The organism is Streptomyces sp. Tu 3180, assembly GCF_009852415.1.
In the GTDB taxonomy this organism is placed as follows: domain Bacteria; phylum Actinomycetota; class Actinomycetes; order Streptomycetales; family Streptomycetaceae; genus Streptomyces.
This window is the reverse complement of record NZ_WOXS01000002.1, coordinates 3,624,168-3,640,434: the sequence shown is the minus strand read 5'-3', so window position 1 is coordinate 3,640,434 and position 16,267 is coordinate 3,624,168. Positions and strand designations below refer to the sequence as shown.

Annotated in this window: 16 protein-coding genes and 1 tRNA gene; 12 read left to right on the top strand and 5 right to left on the bottom strand. The window is 73.6% G+C overall.

Annotated features, from left to right (window positions below):
- Window positions 1-68: 68 nt before the first annotated feature.
- Entirely contained in the window at window positions 69-683 is a 615-nt protein-coding gene (locus tag GL259_RS17135) for a 5-formyltetrahydrofolate cyclo-ligase (protein ID WP_159533736.1), read from the bottom strand.
- Window positions 684-775: 92 nt separating this feature from the next.
- Between GL259_RS17135 and galU the strand changes: the two genes are divergently transcribed.
- The 7 genes from galU (at window position 776) to GL259_RS17100 (ending at window position 6,512) form a co-directional block, all read left to right on the top strand.
- Entirely contained in the window at window positions 776-1,687 is a 912-nt protein-coding gene (gene galU / locus GL259_RS17130) for a UTP--glucose-1-phosphate uridylyltransferase GalU (protein WP_159533734.1), read from the top strand.
- Window positions 1,684-3,006 carry a gephyrin-like molybdotransferase Glp gene (gene glp / locus GL259_RS17125; protein WP_159533732.1) on the top strand — a complete coding sequence of 441 codons (1,323 nt, stop codon included), beginning with the start codon at window positions 1,684-1,686 and terminating at the stop codon, window positions 3,004-3,006. Before galU ends, glp begins: the two co-directional genes overlap by 4 nt.
- Window positions 3,007-3,091: 85 nt before the next feature.
- Window positions 3,092-3,634: a cyclic pyranopterin monophosphate synthase MoaC gene (gene moaC / locus GL259_RS17120; protein WP_159533730.1), complete on the top strand. Its 543-nt coding sequence runs from the start codon at window positions 3,092-3,094 to the stop codon at window positions 3,632-3,634.
- Window positions 3,631-4,173 carry a MogA/MoaB family molybdenum cofactor biosynthesis protein gene (locus GL259_RS17115; RefSeq protein ID WP_159533728.1) on the top strand — a complete coding sequence of 181 codons (543 nt, stop codon included), beginning with the start codon at window positions 3,631-3,633 and terminating at the stop codon, window positions 4,171-4,173. Before moaC ends, GL259_RS17115 begins: the two co-directional genes overlap by 4 nt.
- A 26-nt stretch (window positions 4,174-4,199) precedes the next feature.
- Entirely contained in the window at window positions 4,200-4,832 is a 633-nt protein-coding gene (locus GL259_RS17110) for a GNAT family protein (protein WP_243762316.1), read from the top strand.
- Between the two features lie 195 nt (window positions 4,833-5,027).
- On the top strand, window positions 5,028-6,356 hold the full coding sequence (gene glpR / locus GL259_RS17105; RefSeq protein ID WP_159533726.1) for a gephyrin-like molybdotransferase receptor GlpR: 1,329 nt from the start codon (window positions 5,028-5,030) through the stop codon (window positions 6,354-6,356).
- 82 nt (window positions 6,357-6,438) lie between these two features.
- Window positions 6,439-6,512: transfer RNA gene (locus GL259_RS17100), tRNA-Ala, on the top strand.
- Between the two features lie 275 nt (window positions 6,513-6,787).
- Here the strand turns inward: GL259_RS17100 and GL259_RS17095 are convergent.
- Window positions 6,788-8,065: a glycoside hydrolase family 16 protein gene (locus GL259_RS17095; RefSeq protein WP_159533724.1), complete on the bottom strand. Its 1,278-nt coding sequence runs from the start codon at window positions 8,063-8,065 to the stop codon at window positions 6,788-6,790.
- A gap of 377 nt (window positions 8,066-8,442) precedes the next feature.
- A complete protein-coding gene (locus GL259_RS17090) occupies window positions 8,443-8,919 on the bottom strand; it encodes a GNAT family N-acetyltransferase (RefSeq protein WP_159533722.1) in 477 nt (158 codons plus the stop codon).
- 91 nt (window positions 8,920-9,010) lie between these two features.
- Here GL259_RS17090 and GL259_RS17085 point away from each other — a divergent pair, with 91 nt between their 5' ends.
- Window positions 9,011-9,811 (top strand): exodeoxyribonuclease III, encoded by an 801-nt coding sequence (locus GL259_RS17085; protein WP_166461513.1) that lies wholly within the window; start codon window positions 9,011-9,013, stop codon window positions 9,809-9,811.
- Between the two features lie 32 nt (window positions 9,812-9,843).
- On the opposite strand, the gene GL259_RS17080 is transcribed toward GL259_RS17085, so the two are convergent.
- Window positions 9,844-11,280 (bottom strand): PLP-dependent aminotransferase family protein, encoded by a 1,437-nt coding sequence (locus GL259_RS17080; RefSeq protein WP_159533718.1) that lies wholly within the window; start codon window positions 11,278-11,280, stop codon window positions 9,844-9,846.
- Between the two features lie 207 nt (window positions 11,281-11,487).
- Between GL259_RS17080 and GL259_RS17075 the strand changes: the two genes are divergently transcribed.
- Window positions 11,488-11,997, top strand: coding sequence for a cupin domain-containing protein (locus GL259_RS17075; RefSeq protein WP_159533716.1), 510 nt, complete (start codon window positions 11,488-11,490; stop codon window positions 11,995-11,997).
- Between the two features lie 102 nt (window positions 11,998-12,099).
- Here GL259_RS17075 and GL259_RS17070 read toward each other — a convergent pair whose 3' ends face one another.
- Window positions 12,100-12,720: a MerR family transcriptional regulator gene (locus GL259_RS17070; RefSeq protein WP_159538707.1), complete on the bottom strand. Its 621-nt coding sequence runs from the start codon at window positions 12,718-12,720 to the stop codon at window positions 12,100-12,102.
- A 177-nt stretch (window positions 12,721-12,897) separates the two neighbouring features.
- Between GL259_RS17070 and GL259_RS17065 the strand changes: the two genes are divergently transcribed.
- From GL259_RS17065 to GL259_RS17055, 3 genes are read left to right on the top strand one after another with little or no spacing between them, the layout of a single operon-like run.
- Window positions 12,898-14,421, top strand: coding sequence for an NAD(P)/FAD-dependent oxidoreductase (locus tag GL259_RS17065; RefSeq protein WP_159533714.1), 1,524 nt, complete (start codon window positions 12,898-12,900; stop codon window positions 14,419-14,421).
- Window positions 14,418-15,368, top strand: a complete 951-nt coding sequence (locus tag GL259_RS17060; protein WP_159533712.1) for an alpha/beta hydrolase — start codon at window positions 14,418-14,420, stop codon at window positions 15,366-15,368. Before GL259_RS17065 ends, GL259_RS17060 begins: the two co-directional genes overlap by 4 nt.
- Window positions 15,365-16,249, top strand: a complete 885-nt coding sequence (locus GL259_RS17055; RefSeq protein WP_159533710.1) for an SDR family oxidoreductase — start codon at window positions 15,365-15,367, stop codon at window positions 16,247-16,249. The genes GL259_RS17060 and GL259_RS17055 overlap by 4 nt, the downstream gene beginning before the upstream one ends.
- The last annotated feature ends 18 nt before the right edge of the window (window positions 16,250-16,267 follow it).

Below are 16,267 nucleotides of genomic sequence, written 5' to 3'. Positions count from 1 at the left end.
CCCGGGCGACCCGGCGGGCGGAGGCGGTCACCACGTGCGCGTGGTGGCCGCCTCCGCGTGTCAGGACCTCACCGGAACCGCCGCACCCCCGACGGCGTCACCACCGCGTGCACCGGCCGGTCGTGCGGCTCGGCGGGGACGCGCTCGACGACCTCGGAGTCGTACAGCAGCACCACCAGCGCCGGGTGCGCGCCCGCGCGCTCCAGCCGGGCGAGGACCCGGTCGTAGGAGCCTCCGCCGCGCCCCAGCCGCATCCCGCGCGCGTCGACGGCCAGGCCCGGCAGCAGGACGGCGTCCGCCCCGGTCACAGCGTCCGGCCCGAGGCGCTCCCCGGCCGGCTCGAGGAGGGCCATCCGCCCGCCGTGCCGGACGCGCGCGAGGGACCCCTGCCCGGCGTACGCGCCCCAGTCCAGGTCGTTGTCGGGCAGCAGGGCGGGCAGCAGCACGCGCACGCCCCGGGCGCGCAGTGCGTCCAGCAGCGCGAGCGTGCCGGGCTCGCTCCCCACGGAGACGTAGGCCGCCACCGTGCGCGCGTGCGTCAGTTCGGGCAGCCCGAGCGCCCGCCGGGCCAGCGCGGCGGTGGACTCCCGCACGTCATCCGCCGTCAACTTGTTCCTCACCGTGAGGATTTCCCGCCGCAACACACGCTTGTCAGGCTCGTCCGCGCGTTCGTTGTGTTTCAAGATTGTCCCCGCACCGTTCCAATATGCTCATATGAGCTTTAAATAATCGGAGCCACAGATTCCACACAATGGCACCGGATAGGGTGGCGGGCATGATTCAGTCGCACCCTCGGATCAGCAAGGCTGTCATCCCCGCAGCAGGCCTCGGCACCCGGTTCCTGCCGGCCACCAAGGCCACTCCCAAGGAGATGCTTCCGGTCGTCGACAAGCCCGCGATCCAGTACGTGGTCGAAGAGGCGGTCGCCTCCGGTCTCGACGACGTCCTCATGGTGACGGGCCGCAACAAGCGCCCGCTGGAGGACCACTTCGACCGCAACTACGAGCTGGAGTCCGCCCTCGAGAAGAAGGGCGACGCCGACCGGCTCGCCAAGGTGCAGGAATCCAGCGACCTGGCCACCATGCACTACGTCCGCCAGGGCGACCCCAGGGGCCTCGGCCACGCCGTCCTGTGCGCCGCGCCGCACGTCGGCGACGAGCCCTTCGCCGTCCTCCTCGGCGACGACCTGATCGACCCGCGCGACCCCCTGCTCCGGCGCATGATCGAGGTCCAGGAGCAGCACGGCGGCAGCGTCGTCGCGCTCATGGAGGTGGCCCCCGAGCAGATCCACCTCTACGGGTCCGCCGCCGTCGAGACCACCGAGGACTCCGACGTCGTGCGGGTCTCCGGCCTGGTCGAGAAGCCCGACCCCGCCGACGCCCCCTCCAACTGCGCCATCATCGGCCGCTACGTCCTCGACCCGGCCGTCTTCGACGTGCTGCGGCGGACCGAGCCGGGCCGCGGCGGCGAGATCCAGCTCACCGACGCCCTCCAGCAGCTCGCGGCCGACGAGAAGATCGGCGGCCCGGTGCACGGCGTCGTCTTCAAGGGCCGCCGCTATGACACCGGCGACCGCGGCGACTACCTGCGTGCCATCGTGCGGCTCGCGTGCGAACGTGAGGACCTGGGCCCGGACTTCCGGGCCTGGCTCCGCCGTTACGTCACCGAGGAGATGCAGGAACGTTGAGCACCGCCGCGCCCCGCACCGCAGGCCCGGACCACCTCTGGTCGGTGGACGAGCACCTGGACGACATCCTCGCCACCGTCCGCCCCCTCGACCCCATCGAGCTGAACCTCCTCGACGCCCAGGGCTGCGTCCTGGTCGAGGACGTCACGGTGCCGGTGTCCCTGCCGCCGTTCGACAACAGCTCCATGGACGGGTACGCGGTACGGGTCGCGGACGTCGCGGGCGCGAGCGAGCAGTACCCGGCGGTCCTCGACGTCGTCGGTGACGTCGCCGCCGGCCAGGCCGACCTCCTCCACGTCGGCCCCGGCCAGGCCGCCCGCATCATGACCGGCGCCCCGCTCCCGCCGGGCGCCGAGACCGTCGTTCCCGTGGAGTGGACCGACGGCGGCCTCGGCGAGGGCCCGGCCACCGGGATGCGCGCCCGCAGCCTCGCCCCCGAGGGCGCCGGCGGACAGGTGCGCGTCCACCGCCCGGCACCGGCACGCGCCCACGTGCGCGCCGAGGGCAGCGACGTCAGGGCCGGCGACCGCGCCCTGGAGGCGGGCACCGTCCTCGGACCGCCGCAGATCTCCCTGCTGGCCGCGATCGGCCGCGGCACGGTCCGGGTGCGCCCGCGCCCGCGCGTGGTCGTGCTCTCCACCGGCAGCGAACTCGTCCAGCCCGGCGAGGAACTGCGCCCCGGCCGGATCTACGACTCCAACAGCTTCGCCCTCACCGCCGCCGCCCGCGACGCCGGCGCCATCGCCTACCGGGTGGGCGCCGTCGCCGACGACGCCGCGACCCTGCGGGACACCATCGAGGACCAGCTGGTGCGCGCCGACCTGGTGGTCACCACGGGCGGCGTGAGCGTCGGGGCGTACGACGTCGTCAAGGAGGCGCTGTCGTCCGTGGGCGACGAGGACGAGCCGGGCGCCGGCATCGAGTTCCGCAGGCTGGCGATGCAGCCGGGCAAGCCCCAGGGCTTCGGCTCCATCGGCCCCGACCACACCCCGCTGCTGGCCCTGCCCGGCAACCCGGTCTCCTCCTACGTCTCCTTCGAGCTGTTCGTCCGCCCCGCCATCCGCACCCTGATGGGCCTGACGGACGTCCACCGGCCGAGGACCCGCGCGACGCTCACCGCGGACGGGGCGCTGACCTCGCCGAAGGGCCGCCGGCAGTTCCTGCGCGGCCGGTACGCGGACGGCGCGGTGACCCCGGTCGGCGGCGCCGGATCCCACCTCGTGGCGGCCCTCGCCCGGGCGAACGCGCTGATCGTCGTCCCCGAGGACACCGAGTCCGTCGCGCCGGGCACCGGGGTCGAGGTGGTCCTGCTCGGCTGAGTCCCCCGGTTGGCGGTACCGTGTCGCGCACAGCAGGCCCGTGCGCCGCACCGCGACGGGCCAGGACCGGGAGCGCCGATCGAGCATGACCGTACCGTCCCGGGGGAAGACCCCCGGATCCCCTGAGCAGGGCCGCACGCAGGACACGCGGGACCAGCAGGACCACCTCACCCACCTCGACGAGGCGGGCGCCGCCCGCATGGTCGACGTGTCCGGCAAGGACGTGACCGCGCGCACCGCCCGTGCCACCGGCCGGGTCCTCGTCTCACCCCGCGTGGTCGAGCTGCTGCGCGGCGGGGGCGTCCCCAAGGGCGACGCCCTCGCCACCGCGCGGATCGCGGGCATCATGGGCGCCAAACGGACCCCCGACCTCATCCCCCTGTGCCACCCCTTGGCGCTGTCCGGTGTGAAACTGGACCTGTCGGTCGCGGACGACGCCGTGGAGATCGCGGCGACCGTGCGGACGACGGACCGCACGGGCGTCGAGATGGAGGCGCTCACCGCGGTGTCCGTCGCCGCGCTCACCGTGATCGACATGGTCAAGGCGGTCGACAAGGAGGCGGTCATCACGGACGTGCGGGTGGAGGAGAAGACGGGCGGCAAGTCGGGCGACTGGAGCCGGGCATGACACTCGACACGTCAGCCGGCGGCGCGCCGCCCGCGCCGTACCGCGCGCTCGTGGTCACCGCCTCCAACCGGGCCGCCGCCGGTGTCTACGAGGACAAGGGCGGCCCACTGGTCGCCGAGGGCCTCGAGCGCCTCGGCTTCGCCGTGGACGGCCCGCAGGTCGTCCCCGACGGCGATCCCGTGGAGGCCGCCCTGCGCGCGGGCGCCGAGGCCGGGTACGACGTCGTCGTGACCACCGGCGGCACCGGCGTCTCGCCCACCGACCGCACCCCCGAGGCCACCCGGCGGGTGATCGACCACGAGGTGCCCGGCATCGCGGAGGCCATCCGGGCCCACGGCCGCGAGAAGGTGCCGACGGCCGCCCTCTCCCGGGGTCTCGCCGGGGTCGCGGGCCGGACGCTGATCGTCAACCTGCCCGGGTCCAGCGGCGGGGTGAAGGACGGCCTGGCCGTCCTGGAGCCGCTGCTGAAGCACGCCGTCGACCAGCTGCGCGGCGGCGACCACCCCCGGCCGGACGCCAGTGGCGGGGGTGCCAGCTGAACCGCTCCTCCTGGCCCGTCGAGCTGGTGGACGGCGACATCGTCCTCCGGCCGATAAAGCTGCGCGACCAGAAGGCCTGGCGCGAGGTCAACCGGCGCAACCGCGACTGGCTGCGGCCGTGGGAGGCGACCATCCCGCCGCCCACGCCCGCCGGTCCGATCACCCACCGGCCGACCTACCGTCAGATGGTCCGCCACCTCAGGTCCGAGGCGAACGCGGGCCGGATGCTGCCGTTCGTCATCGAGTACCAGGGACGCCTCGTCGGCCAGCTGACGGTCGCCGGGATCACCTGGGGCTCGATGTGCTCGGGGCACGTCGGCTACTGGGTGGACGAGGCGGTGGCCGGCCGCGGGGTGGTGCCGACGGCCGTCGCGATGGCCGTGGACCACTGTTTCCGCGCCGTCGGACTGCACCGCATCGAGGTCTGCATTCGCCCGGAGAACGGGCCCAGCCGCCGGGTCGTGGAGAAACTCGGATTCCGCGAGGAGGGACTGCGCCCCCGCTATCTCCACATCGACGGGGCGTGGCGCGACCATCTCGTCTTCGCGCTGACGGCGGAGGAAGTCCCCGATGGTTTGCTCGGCCGCTGGCACCGGGAACGCTCCCGGCGGGAGCGCGCCGCGCACGAGCTGCCCGGCAACGAGCGCCGCGGCCCTTGAATACCGCACGACCCCGGAAATTGAATATATGTTCGAAATTGAGCAGGGACGATCGCCTTCCGTCGCGGAATTCCCGGGTCTGGTGGGCGGCTGATCGCATCGATCGCAAAAAAAGTTCGAAATATCAGCCAGATCGTGCGACACACCGGCTCAATTGGCGGATGGCCCCGTGCAAACCCCTCTACCGTGTGAGGCGTGAGCAGCAGCGGCCTCATCTACGCAGTCATTGTCGGGGCCTGGGCCGCCTACTTGGTGCCGATGTGGCTCCGTAGGCAGGACGAGCTGAACGAGGCCCGTCCAACGGAACGCTTCAGCACCGCCATCCGATTGCTGTCCGGACGGGCGGGCATGGAGCGCCGGTACGCCAAGGACCTGCGGGCGCGCTCCGCCGACGAGGGGGAGCAGAGCGTCCACGACCCGGACGCGGTCACCGACTCGGTGGACGTCCGGGCCTTCGCCGTGTCCCAGACCCGTCCGCAGACGCAGGTGCCCGCCCCGTCGCCGCCCGGGGAGCGGCCGGAGCCGATCCCCGGGCAGCAGGCCGGCCGGCCGCCGCATGAACACGCGGATCAGGCGGACGGGCCGGACCGGGCGGACGGGGCGGACCAGGGCGGTTCCGAGCCCGGCGCGGCGCGCGTGCGCGTCCCGGCCGCCCGGCGCGGATCCGTGCCCCGGCAGGCCCAGCGCGCCCAGAGCGCACAGGAGGCCCGCGCGGCGCAGGCCGCCGCGGCACGCGCCCGGCGCTCGAAGGTGCTCGCCCGCCGCCGGCGCACCACCACGCTTCTCTTCCTCGCCTTCACGCTCGGCGCGATCGTCGCGGCGGTCGGCGGACTCGCCTTCCTGTGGGCACCCGGCGTGCCCGCGGTGCTGCTCAGCGCGTACATCGCGTACCTGCGCTCCCAGGAGCGCCGCCGCTTCGCGTACCAGATGGACCGCCGACAGGCCGAGATCGCCGCCCAGCGCCTGCGGGAGCGCCAGCCGCGCCGCCGCCCGGCCGTCGAGGACACCGACTCCGACGAACCGGAGGGACCGGAAGCCGGGGTCGCCCCCGACCCCGACCTCGGCCTGTCCGCGCTCGCCGCGGACCGGCGCGCGCTCGTCGAGCAGACCGACCACGCGGAGTGGGTGGACCAGCAGCGCGAGCGGCAGCGGCGGCCCGGCCAGGGCGGCGACAGCTGGGACCCGGTCCCGGTGCCGCTGCCCACGTACGTGACCGCCCCGGTCGCGCCGCGCGCCACCAGCGACGTGGACCTCGGCGCACCGGACACCTGGAGCTCGGCCCGCTCGAGCGCCGTCCCGCCGGAGGAGGCGCCGGCCCCCGCGGAGGAGGCGGACCCGGACCCGGCCGAGGCCGGGGAGCGGACGGACGAGGACGGGCGCACCGGCGCCCCTCCCCCCGCGCGGACGCGCTCGCGCGGAGGGAGCTCCGCGGCGGCGTCGGCCCGGCGGTCCCGGGAGCGCGGCCGCACCCCGCTGTTCGACCAGTACGAGGACGGGGACCGCCCCCGGGCCGCCAACGAGTAGCCCCCGAAGCCGCGGGCGAGGGGCGAGCGGCAACGGATTTCCGAGCACCCCGATCGGGATGCTAAAGTTTCACTCGTTGCAAGGGCCTGTGGCGCAGTCCGGTAGCGCACCTCGTTCGCATCGAGGGGGCCAGGGGTTCAAATCCCCTCAGGTCCACGCAGCTCGGAGCCCCGGTCGGTGATCACCGACCGGGGCTCCGACACGTTGTACGGCACCTGCTCCGCATCGTGCCGACGCGTCCCGTCGACGCACCCCGCCGACGGCCGGCCGCGGCGGACCGGCGCGGTGCCAACGCGCCGCTCACGCCGAGCGCTTCGGCCGGGGCCGGGAGTCGCTGCGACCGGCGCCCGGTTCCGGCGGCCGGACGGACGCGGAACGCCTCCCGGGCTCGGGGGGCGAGCCGGGAGGCGTGGTCTCGGCGGGCGGAGGGGTCAGCCGACCGTCCACTTCTGGTTGGCGGCGCCGGTGCACGTCCAGGTCTGCAGGGGTGTGCCGTCGGCCGAGGAGTTGCCCTTGGCGTCCAGGCACTTGTCCGCACCGACGTTGGTCAGGTCGCGGGCGGAGGTGTAGGTCCACTGCTGGGCCTTGGTGCCGTTGCAGGTGTAGAGCTGCACGGCCGCCCCGTCCGCGGTGGAGCCGCCGCGCACGTCCAGGCACTTGCCGAGGGCGCGTACGGTGCCGTCGCCGCCCAGGGTCCAGTTCTGCGCGTCGACGCCGGTGCAGTCGTGGAGCTGGATCGGGGTCCCGTCCGCGGCCGAGGCTCCGGCGACGTCGACGCACATGCCGCCGATGCCCTTGATGGCGCCGGTCTTCGCGGCACCCCCGTCGCCGGTGGAGCCGCCGGAGGCCGAGACGCGGACGTAGTCCACGGTCATCGTCTGCGGGAACTGCGTGTTCGCGTCCGGGCTGCCGGGCCAGTCGCCGCCGACGGCGAGGTTGAGGATCAGGAAGAACGGGTGGTCGTAGACCCACTTCTTGCCGCCCAGGTCGGCCGGGGTGCGGGTCTGGTAGGTCCGTCCGTCGACGGACCAGGTGATCTTCTCGGGGCTCCAGTCGACCGCGAAGACGTGGAAGTCGTCGGCGAAGGACGCGCCGCCCGGAAGCGTGTACGCGGCGCCGATGCCGCCGCCGCCGGAGTAGCCGGGGCCGTGGAGGGTGCCGTGGACGACGCCGGGCTCGTAGCCGACGTTCTCCATGATGTCGATCTCGCCGCTGTTGGGCCAGCCGACGCTGCCCAGGTCGTTGCCGAGCATCCAGAACGCGGGCCACATGCCCTGACCGCGGGGCACCTTGATGCGGGCCTCGAAGTGGCCGTAGGCCTGGGTGAAGGTCTTGGCGGTGTTGAGACGGGCGGAGGTGTACTGGCAGGTGCCGTACCAGCACTGGAGCCCGGTGTCGGTGTTCTTGCGGGCGGTGATGACGAGATTGCCGTTGCCGTCGAGGGCGGCGTTGTCCCTGCTGTTGCGGTAGTGCTGCAGCTCGTGGTTGCCGTTGCCGCTGCCGCCGGTCTCCAGCGTCCACTTGCCGGGGTCCGGGGCGCTGCCGGCCGGGCCATTGAACTCGTCGGACCAGGTCAGGGCGGTGGTGGCGGCGTCGGCCCGGTCGGCGGACGGTCCCGTGGTGAGGAAGGTGAAGGCGGCGGCGACCGCGGTGGAGACCAGCAGGACGAACCCGCCGAGCGACCACCGGCGTGCGCGGTGAGCGGCCATGGCTGAACACACCTTGTCTGTGGAGGAGTTGCGTGGGGGGCTGGGTGGGGGGTGGGTCGTGGGGGGAGCCCCGATGCTACGGACGGTTGACGGTGCAACCAACTGCCCGGTTTGTGTTCCAACTGGCCCTGACCTGCGGTTATTTGACGCCCTAAGGTCTTCGGCTGATCGCTTAATGGCCGCTTAAGGTCGACTTAAGCGGCCGGTTGGGCGACGAAGGTGTGGAGTCCGGAGTCCCGCGGCCGCCGCCTGACCGCGCCGGGAGCCGGTGAGCCGTACGGCACGGCGGGGGACCGTGACGGCGACGGCCGGCCGCGTCCCCGTGGACCCCGCCCGGCGGACGAGTGGCCGGGGAAGCGGCCGGCCGCTGCGGTTCCCTACAGCGCCTTGGCGTAGCAGCGGCTCTCCTCGTGGAAGCGGTAGTAGCCGAACTTCTCGCACGGCTCGTAACCGCTGGAGACGTAGAGGGCGATGGCCTCGGGCTGCTTCGTGCCGGTCTCCAGGACCATGCGGACGCGGCCGGCGGCGCGGGCGTCCTCCTCCAGGGCGGCCAGGACGCGGCGGGCCAGGCCGCGGCCGCGCATCTGCTCGATCACGTACATGCGCTTCAGTTCGGCGTCGCCGTCGCGGTTGCCCTCGCCGTTGGCGTCCTGGGCGCGCCAGCCGCCGGAGGCCACGGGGACGTCGTTCTCGTCGTAGGCGATCAGGTAGATGCCGTTCGGGGGCGTGAAGTCCGCCGGATCCATGGGGGTGGCGTCACCACCGTCGCCGTAGCGGACGTGGTATTCGGCCTGGACTTCGGCGTCCAGCTTGACGGCGTCGGGGTGGTCGTAGGGGACCCGGCGGATGTTCATGCTGAGCACGGTAAATCAGATCCAGGGGTGATCGGGAGCATGATCTCGGTCCGGAATTGGACCTTGTCCAGTGTGCCGGTATCGTGCCCTGGTGCTCACTGTGACCTCCGTCAATGTCAATGGACTGCGCGCCGCCGCGAAGAAGGGCTTCGTGGAGTGGCTGGCGCGGACCTCCGCCGATGTGCTGTGTCTGCAGGAGGTGCGGGCGGAGCCGCAGCAGCTGTCCGAACAGGTCCGGGCGCCCGAGGGGTGGCACGTGGTCCACGCGCCCGCCGCCGCGAAGGGGCGCGCGGGGGTGTCGCTGTACACCCGGCGTGAACCCGACCGCGTCCGGGTGGGCTTCGGCTCGGCCGAGTTCGACGACAGCGGGCGGTACGTGGAGGCGGACCTGCCCGGCGTCACCGTCGCGTCCCTGTACCTGCCCTCCGGCGAGGTCGGCACGGAGCGGCAGGACGAGAAGACGCGCTTCATGGGCGAGTTCCTGGCCCACCTCAAGGGGCTGCGCGAGCGGGCCGACGCGGAGGGGCGGGAGGTCGTCGTCTGCGGCGACTGGAACATCGCGCACGAGAAGGCCGACCTGAAGAACTGGCGCGGCAACACCAAGAGTTCGGGCTTCCTGCCGGAGGAGCGGGAGTGGCTGTCGCGCGTCCTCGACCCGGCCGACGGCGGGTACGTCGACGTGGTGCGGAAGCTGCACCCGGACGTGGACGGGCCGTACTCGTGGTGGTCGTACCGGGGACGGGCCTTCGACAACGACACCGGCTGGCGCATCGACTACCAGATGGCGACCCCGGGGCTCGCGGACCGCGCGGTCAAGGCGTACGTGGAGCGGGCGGCCACGCACGCCGAGCGCTGGTCGGACCACGCGCCGGTGACGGTGGTCTTCGCGTAGACGCCCCGCGGCGGACGGGCCCGCCGCAGCCGTCAGCTCCCGTCGGACGGGGGAGGCAGGATGCGGCAGAGGGCGTCGAGCGCCGCCCCGAAGCCGTGGTCGGGGGGTGCGGCGTAGCCGACGACCAGGCCGTCGTGCGCGGGCATGGTGGCGGCCGGATGCCGGAAGCCGGCGAGCCCGTCCACGGCGATGCGCTGCCGGGCCGCGGCCTCGGTCACCGACCGTTCGCTGCCGGGCGGCAGGCCCAGCACCGCGTGCAGTCCGGCGGCGATGCCCGTGGGCGCGATGTGCGGTGCCCGGCGGGCGAGGAGCGCGACCAGTCGGTCCCTGCGGTCCCGGTAACGCTGCCGGGTCCGGCGGATGTGGCGGTCGTAGTGGCCCGACTCGATGAAATCGGCGAGGGTCAGCTGGTCCGTGACACCGGCCCACGCCTCACGCTCGCCCTTGACGCGCAGCACGGGGTCCACCAGGTGGTCCGGCAGGACCATCCATCCCAGCCTCAGCGCGGGGGAGAGGCTCTTGCTGAGCGAGCCCAGGTACACGACGTGCTGCGGATCGAGTCCCTGGACGGCGCCCACCGGCTCGCGGTCGTAGCGGAACTCCCCGTCGTAGTCGTCCTCCAGCAGCACGCCGCCGCTCCCGCGCGCCCAGTCCACCGCGGCGGCCCGCCGCTCGGGGTGGAGCGGTCCTCCCGTGGGGAACTGGTGGGCGGGGGTGAGCAGTGCCGCCCGCACCCCCTTCAGCGTGAACAGCTCCGCGGTGCGCGCGCCGTGCCCGTCCAGCGTCAGGGGCACGGTCCGTACCCGTGCGGCCTCCAGGACCGACCGGTGGAACGGCAGTCCGTAGGACTCCACGGCCAGGGGGCCGCGCAGCACCTTCCCGCCGAAGAGCAGCCGCAGGGCGTGCGCGAAACCGGAGCACACGACGATCGTCCCGGGGTCGGCGCGCACGCCCCGCGCGCGGGACAGGTACTCGGACAGGGCGCGTCGCAGCTCGGGCCGTCCGCGGGGATCACCGGGCCCGAACGCCTCGTGGGGCGCCGCGTTCAGTGCCCGCCGGGCGGCGGCCAGCCAGGCCGTGCGGGGGAAGGAGGCGGTGTCCGGCAGGCCCTGCCGCAGGTTGTGGGCGGGTGGCTCCGGCCGGGCCGGCACGGGGCGGGGTGCGCGCGGGGACGCGGCCGGCCCCGCTCCTGGCGCCACCCGGGTCCCCGACCCCTGACGGGCGACCAGCCAGCCCTCGGCGACGAGTTCGGCGTAGGTCTCGGCGACGGTGTTGCGGGCCAGCCCGAGGTCGGCGGCGAGCGACCGGTAGGGAGGGAGCCGGGTGCCCGGCGCCAGTCGTCCGTCTCTGATCGCCTCGCGCAGCGCGCGGCCGAGCACGGCGCGGCGGCTGCCGCCTCCGGACATGTCCAGGTCCAGGTGGAGGTCACTGCCGATGCGCTCGGCCGGATTGACCCATGAATCGGCCACGGGAATGCACCCTACCCGGGGTCTTTTCCGCGCATAGCGTGGTGGTCACGAGGAACGGGGGCCCGGCGCGGCGCCGGGCCGAGGCCGGGGACAGCCCGGTACGGCCGGGGACGGCCCGTGCGGGCCCGCTCCTCGCCGTCGCACCGACCCGAGCACGCCCGAAGAGGGCTCCGTGCCCCACCGGAACCCACGCCCGAGGAGAGCGTCATGCCCGAGGAGAGCCCCGTGAACGCGTCCGCCCGTCCCGTCCTCGTCCGCGCCGATTCCGCCGAGACGTTGCAGGACGGAGCCACCAGCCTCATCACCCTGCTCGCCGACTCCGACCGGACGCAGGGGGCGCTGACGGCCAACCGGGCCACCCTGCGCAAGGGCTCTCCGGGGGCTCCGGCCCACTTCCACACCAGGGCGACCGAGATGTTCTTCGTGCTCGGCGGCAGCCTGCGCGTGCTGCTGGGCGACCGGGTCGTCACCCTGGGACCGGGCGACTTCGTGACGGTGCCGCCGCGGTTGCCGCACGCCTTCGCCCCGGCCCGGGGCGAGGAGGCCGACGTGCTGGTCGCCTTCACCCCCGGCATGGACCGCTTCGACTACTACCGCCTGCTGGAGCGCGTCCACCGGGGGGAGGCCACCGTCGAGGACATCAAGGCCGCCTCCGACCGGTACGACAACCATTACTGCGCCAGCCCTCCGTGGCAGGCGGAGCTCGCCGACGGCTGACCGGCCGCGGAGCCGGGCCCGCCCGTGCCGTCGGGAGGACACACTGCCGGGAGGACACACCGGCGGGCGGTGCGGGAACGGTTCCTCGACCGCCGGCGACGGTCAGTCCTTCTTGCGCAGCCGCCGGTCCAGGGCCAGCGAGAGTTCCGCGTCGACCACGCTGCGGGCCAGGGGGCGCAGGCGGTGCAGGGCCTCCTCGGGGGCGTGACGGAGGATCAGGCCGGCGAAGAGGTCGGCCAGGGCGTCGGCGTGGGCGCGGGCCTCCCTGCCGGCGCGCAGCACCTCCGCGAGCGGGATGCCCTCGCGGACCAGGGCGGACGACACGTCCAGCAGGCGGCGGCTGATGTGGACGATCTCCTGGCCGTCGGTGCCGAGGTAGCCGAGGTCCAGTGCGGCGGCCAGGTTCTCCGGGGTGACCTCGCCGGCGAAGCGGTCGGCGAGTTCCTCGGGCGTGAGGCGGACGGGGACCTCGTCGGTCGGGGTGTCCATGCCGAGGAGTTCGCCGACGTCGCGGCCGTGGTCGAAGGCCTCGGCGAGTTCCGCTATGCCGTTGAGGGTGTGGCCGCGCTCCAGGAGCGCCGTGATCGTGCGCAGGCGGGCCAGGTGGTGGTCGTCGTACCAGGCGATGCGGCCCTCGCGGCGGGGTGGCGGGAGCAGCTTGCGTTCGCGGTAGAAGCGCAGGGTGCGCACCGTGATGCCGGCCAGCCGGGCCAGCTCCTCCATGCGGTACTCGCGCCGCTCACCGGGTCCTGAAGTGTCCTCTGCCACGTCAGCAGCCTAGGGCGTACCGGCGGTAACTTTCGCTGCACGCCCCCTACCCATCAGTACGGCGCTGCTCTACCCTCCCCATTGCGCCAGTGTTCACTGGCGGAGTTCTGAGCGATGCGTGGAGGCTTCGGGATGGCCGAGCACGAGCACGAACACGTACGGGTGGCGGTGATCGGGTCCGGGTTCGGCGGGCTCGGGGCCGCCGTGCGGCTGCGGCGCGAGGGGGTCACGGACTTCGTCGTCCTGGAACGGGCGGGCAGCGTCGGCGGCACCTGGCGGGACAACAGCTACCCCGGGTGCGCGTGCGACGTGCCGTCCCACCTGTACTCCTTCTCCTTCGCGCCCAATCCCGACTGGCCGCGCTCCTTCTCCGGCCAGGAGCACATCCGCGCCTACCTCGAGCACGTCACCGACGTCTTCGGGCTGCGGCCCCACATCCGCTTCGACTCGGAGGTGAAGCGGATGGTGTGGGACGCCGAGCGGCTGCGCTGGGACATCGAGACCAGCAGCGGGAGCCTCAGCGCCGACGTGGTGGTGTCCGCCACCGGGCCGCTGTCCGATCCGAAGATCCCCGACATCCCGGGGCTCGACACCTTCCCCGGCAAGGTCTTCCACTCCGCCCGCTGGGACCACGACTACGACCTGCGCGGCAAGCGGGTCGCCATGGTCGGCACGGGCGCCTCGGCGATCCAGATCGTGCCGGCCGTCCAGCCGCTCGTCTCCCGGCTCACCCTCCTCCAGCGCACCCCGGCCTGGGTCCTGCCCCGCGTCGACCGCGCCATCAGCGGCGCCGAGCGCGCCGTGCACCGGACGCTGCCCTTCACCGCGCGGCTGCGCCGCGGACTGCTCTGGGGCGTGAGGGAGTTGCAGGTCCAGGCGTTCACCAAGCACCCGAACGAACTGGGCTTCGTCGAGCAGCTGGCCAAGCGCAACATGGCCCGCGCCGTCAAGGACCCGGCCCTGCGCGCCAAGCTCACCCCGGACTACCGCATCGGCTGCAAGCGGATCCTGCTGTCGAGCACGTACTACCCGGCGCTCGCGCAGCCCAACGTGGACGTCGTCGCGAGCGGGCTGAGCGAGGTGCGCGGGTCGACCGTCGTCGCCGCCGACGGGACCGAGGCCGAGGTCGACGCGATCGTGTTCGGGACCGGGTTCCACGTGACCGACATGCCCATCGCCGAACGGGTCGTCGGCGCGGAGGGGAAGACCCTCGCGGAGACCTGGACCGGCGGGATGCAGGCGCTGCGCGGCGCCTCGGCCGCCGGGTTCCCCAACTGGATGACGATCATCGGGCCCAACACCGGCCTCGGGAACTCCTCCATGATCCTCATGATCGAGTCCCAGCTGAACTACATGGCCGACTACCTCCGCCAGCTCGACGTCCTCGGCGGCCGGGTCGCCCTCGACGCCCGTCCCAGCGCGGTGCGCGCCTGGAACCACCGGGTGCAGCAGCGGATGCAGCGCACGGTGTGGAACACCGGCGGCTGCACCAGCTGGTACCTGGACGCGAGCGGGCGCAACACCACCATCTGGCCGGGCACGACGACCGAGTTCCGGCGGGCCACCCGGCACGTGGACCTCGCCGAGTACGCCGTTCTGCGGGCGCCCGGGCGCAAGACCGCCGTCACCCAGGACAGCGCCGAGGTGACCGCGTGAGCCGGCCGGCCCACGCGGCCCCAGGGCCCTACGCCCCGCCCGCTCCCGCCCGCGAGCTGACCGCCGTCTCCGCCGACGGCTCCCGGCTGCACGTCGAGGTGCACGGGCCCGAGCGGGCGCCCGCGGTCGTCCTCGCCCACGGCTGGACCTGCTCGACCGCCTTCTGGGCGGCGCAGGTCCGGGAGCTGGCCGCCGACCACCGGGTCATCGCCTACGACCAGCGCGGCCACGGACGCACCCCCGCGAGCCCCGCGTGCGGCACCGACGCGCTCGCCGACGACCTCGAGGCCGTCCTCGCCGCCACCCTCGAGCCGGGGGAACGGGCCGTGGTCGCCGGGCACTCCATGGGCGGGATGACGGTGATGGCCGCCTCCTCCCGGCCCGCGTTCCGCGAGCACGCGGCGGCCGTGCTGCTGTGCAGCACGGGCAGTTCGCGGCTGGTCGCCGAGTCGACGGTGGTGCCGATCCGCGCGGGCCGGGTGCGGACCTGGCTGACCCACCGCGTCCTCGGCTCCCGGGCCCCGCTCGGACCGGTCACGCCGCTCGCCCGCCGGATCCTCAAGTACGGGACGATGGGCCCCGCTTCGACCCCGGAGATGGTCGAGGCGTGCGCCCGGATCGTGCACGCCTGCCCGCGCACGGTGCGGCACGCCTGGTCGCAGGTCCTCGGCCTGCTGGACCTCGACCACGGCGTGCGGGAGCTGAGGGTGCCGACCGAGATCGTCGTCGGCACCGCGGACCGGCTCACCCCGCCGGTGCACGCGCGGTCGCTGGCCGCGGCGCTGCCCCACTGCCTCGGTGTCACCGAGCTCCCGGGCGTCGGCCACATGACACCGGTCGAGGCGCCCGAAGCGGTCACCGGGAGGATCCGGGCGCTCGTCGCCGCCCATGTCACGTCCCGCGTCACCGCCCCCACCCACGTCGTACCCGCCGAGGAGAGCGCATGAGCAGGGTCAGTCTCGAAGGCAAGGTCGCCGTCGTCACCGGAGCGGCGCGCGGGGTGGGGGAGTTGCTGGCCCGCAAGCTCTCCGCGCGCGGCGTGAAGGTGGCGCTGGTCGGGCTGGAGCCGGACGTGCTCAAGCAGGTCTCCGCGCGGCTGCACAGCGACAGCGACCACTGGTACGCCGACGTCACCGACCACGGGGCGATGACCCGGGTCGCCCGGGAGGTGAAGGAGCGGTTCGGCAGGGTCGACATCGTGGTCGCCAACGCCGGTGTGGCGACGGGCGGTCCGTTCGCCGACTCCGACCCGGAGTCCTGGCGGCGGGTGATCGAGGTCAACCTGATCGGATCGGCGGTCACCGCGCGGGCGTTCCTGCCGCTGCTCGCCGAGAGCCGAGGCTACCTGCTGCAGATAGCCTCGCTCGCCGCCATCACCCCGGCGCCGATGATGACCGCGTACTGCGCGTCCAAGTCCGGTGTGGAGGCGTACGCGCACAGCCTGCGGGCCGAGGTCGGCCACCGGGGCGTGCGGGTCGGCGTCGGGTACCTGTCGTGGACCGACACCGACATGGTGCGCGGGGCCGACCAGGACGACGTGATGCGGGAGTTGAGGCAGCGGCTGCCGTGGCCGGCCAACAAGACCTACCCGCTGGGTCCCGCGGTGGACCGGCTCGTGGACGGGATCGAGCGGCGCGCGAGCCATGTGTACGGGCAGTGGTGGCTGCGCGGGATGCAGGGCGTGCGCGGCTACCTGCCGGGCCTGATCGGCACCGTGGGGCAACGGGAGATGAGGCGGTTCGCGGACCGGCTCTCCGGTGTCCGCACGGGGTTGGTCGGAGCCGGCGGCAACGCCGATGAGCAGCACCGCACTACGCTGCGTGAGTGATCGACATGCGCAGGGTGA

Bases quoted from the DNA above. Each gene is read 5' to 3' on its own strand.
- galU (WP_159533734.1), top strand. From the start codon at position 776: ATGATTCAGTCGCACCCTCGGATCAGCAAGGCTGTCATCCCCGCAGCA.
- moaC (WP_159533730.1), top strand. From the start codon at position 3,092: ATGACCGTACCGTCCCGGGGGAAGACCCCCGGATCCCCTGAGCAGGGC.
- GL259_RS17115 (WP_159533728.1), top strand. From the start codon at position 3,631: ATGACACTCGACACGTCAGCCGGCGGCGCGCCGCCCGCGCCGTACCGC.
- GL259_RS17095 (WP_159533724.1), bottom strand. From the start codon at position 8,065: ATGGCCGCTCACCGCGCACGCCGGTGGTCGCTCGGCGGGTTCGTCCTG.
- GL259_RS17090 (WP_159533722.1), bottom strand. From the start codon at position 8,919: ATGAACATCCGCCGGGTCCCCTACGACCACCCCGACGCCGTCAAGCTG.
- GL259_RS17075 (WP_159533716.1), top strand. From the start codon at position 11,488: ATGCCCGAGGAGAGCCCCGTGAACGCGTCCGCCCGTCCCGTCCTCGTC.
- GL259_RS17070 (WP_159538707.1), bottom strand. From the start codon at position 12,720: ATGGAGGAGCTGGCCCGGCTGGCCGGCATCACGGTGCGCACCCTGCGC.
- GL259_RS17065 (WP_159533714.1), top strand. From the start codon at position 12,898: ATGGCCGAGCACGAGCACGAACACGTACGGGTGGCGGTGATCGGGTCC.
- GL259_RS17055 (WP_159533710.1), top strand. From the start codon at position 15,365: ATGAGCAGGGTCAGTCTCGAAGGCAAGGTCGCCGTCGTCACCGGAGCG.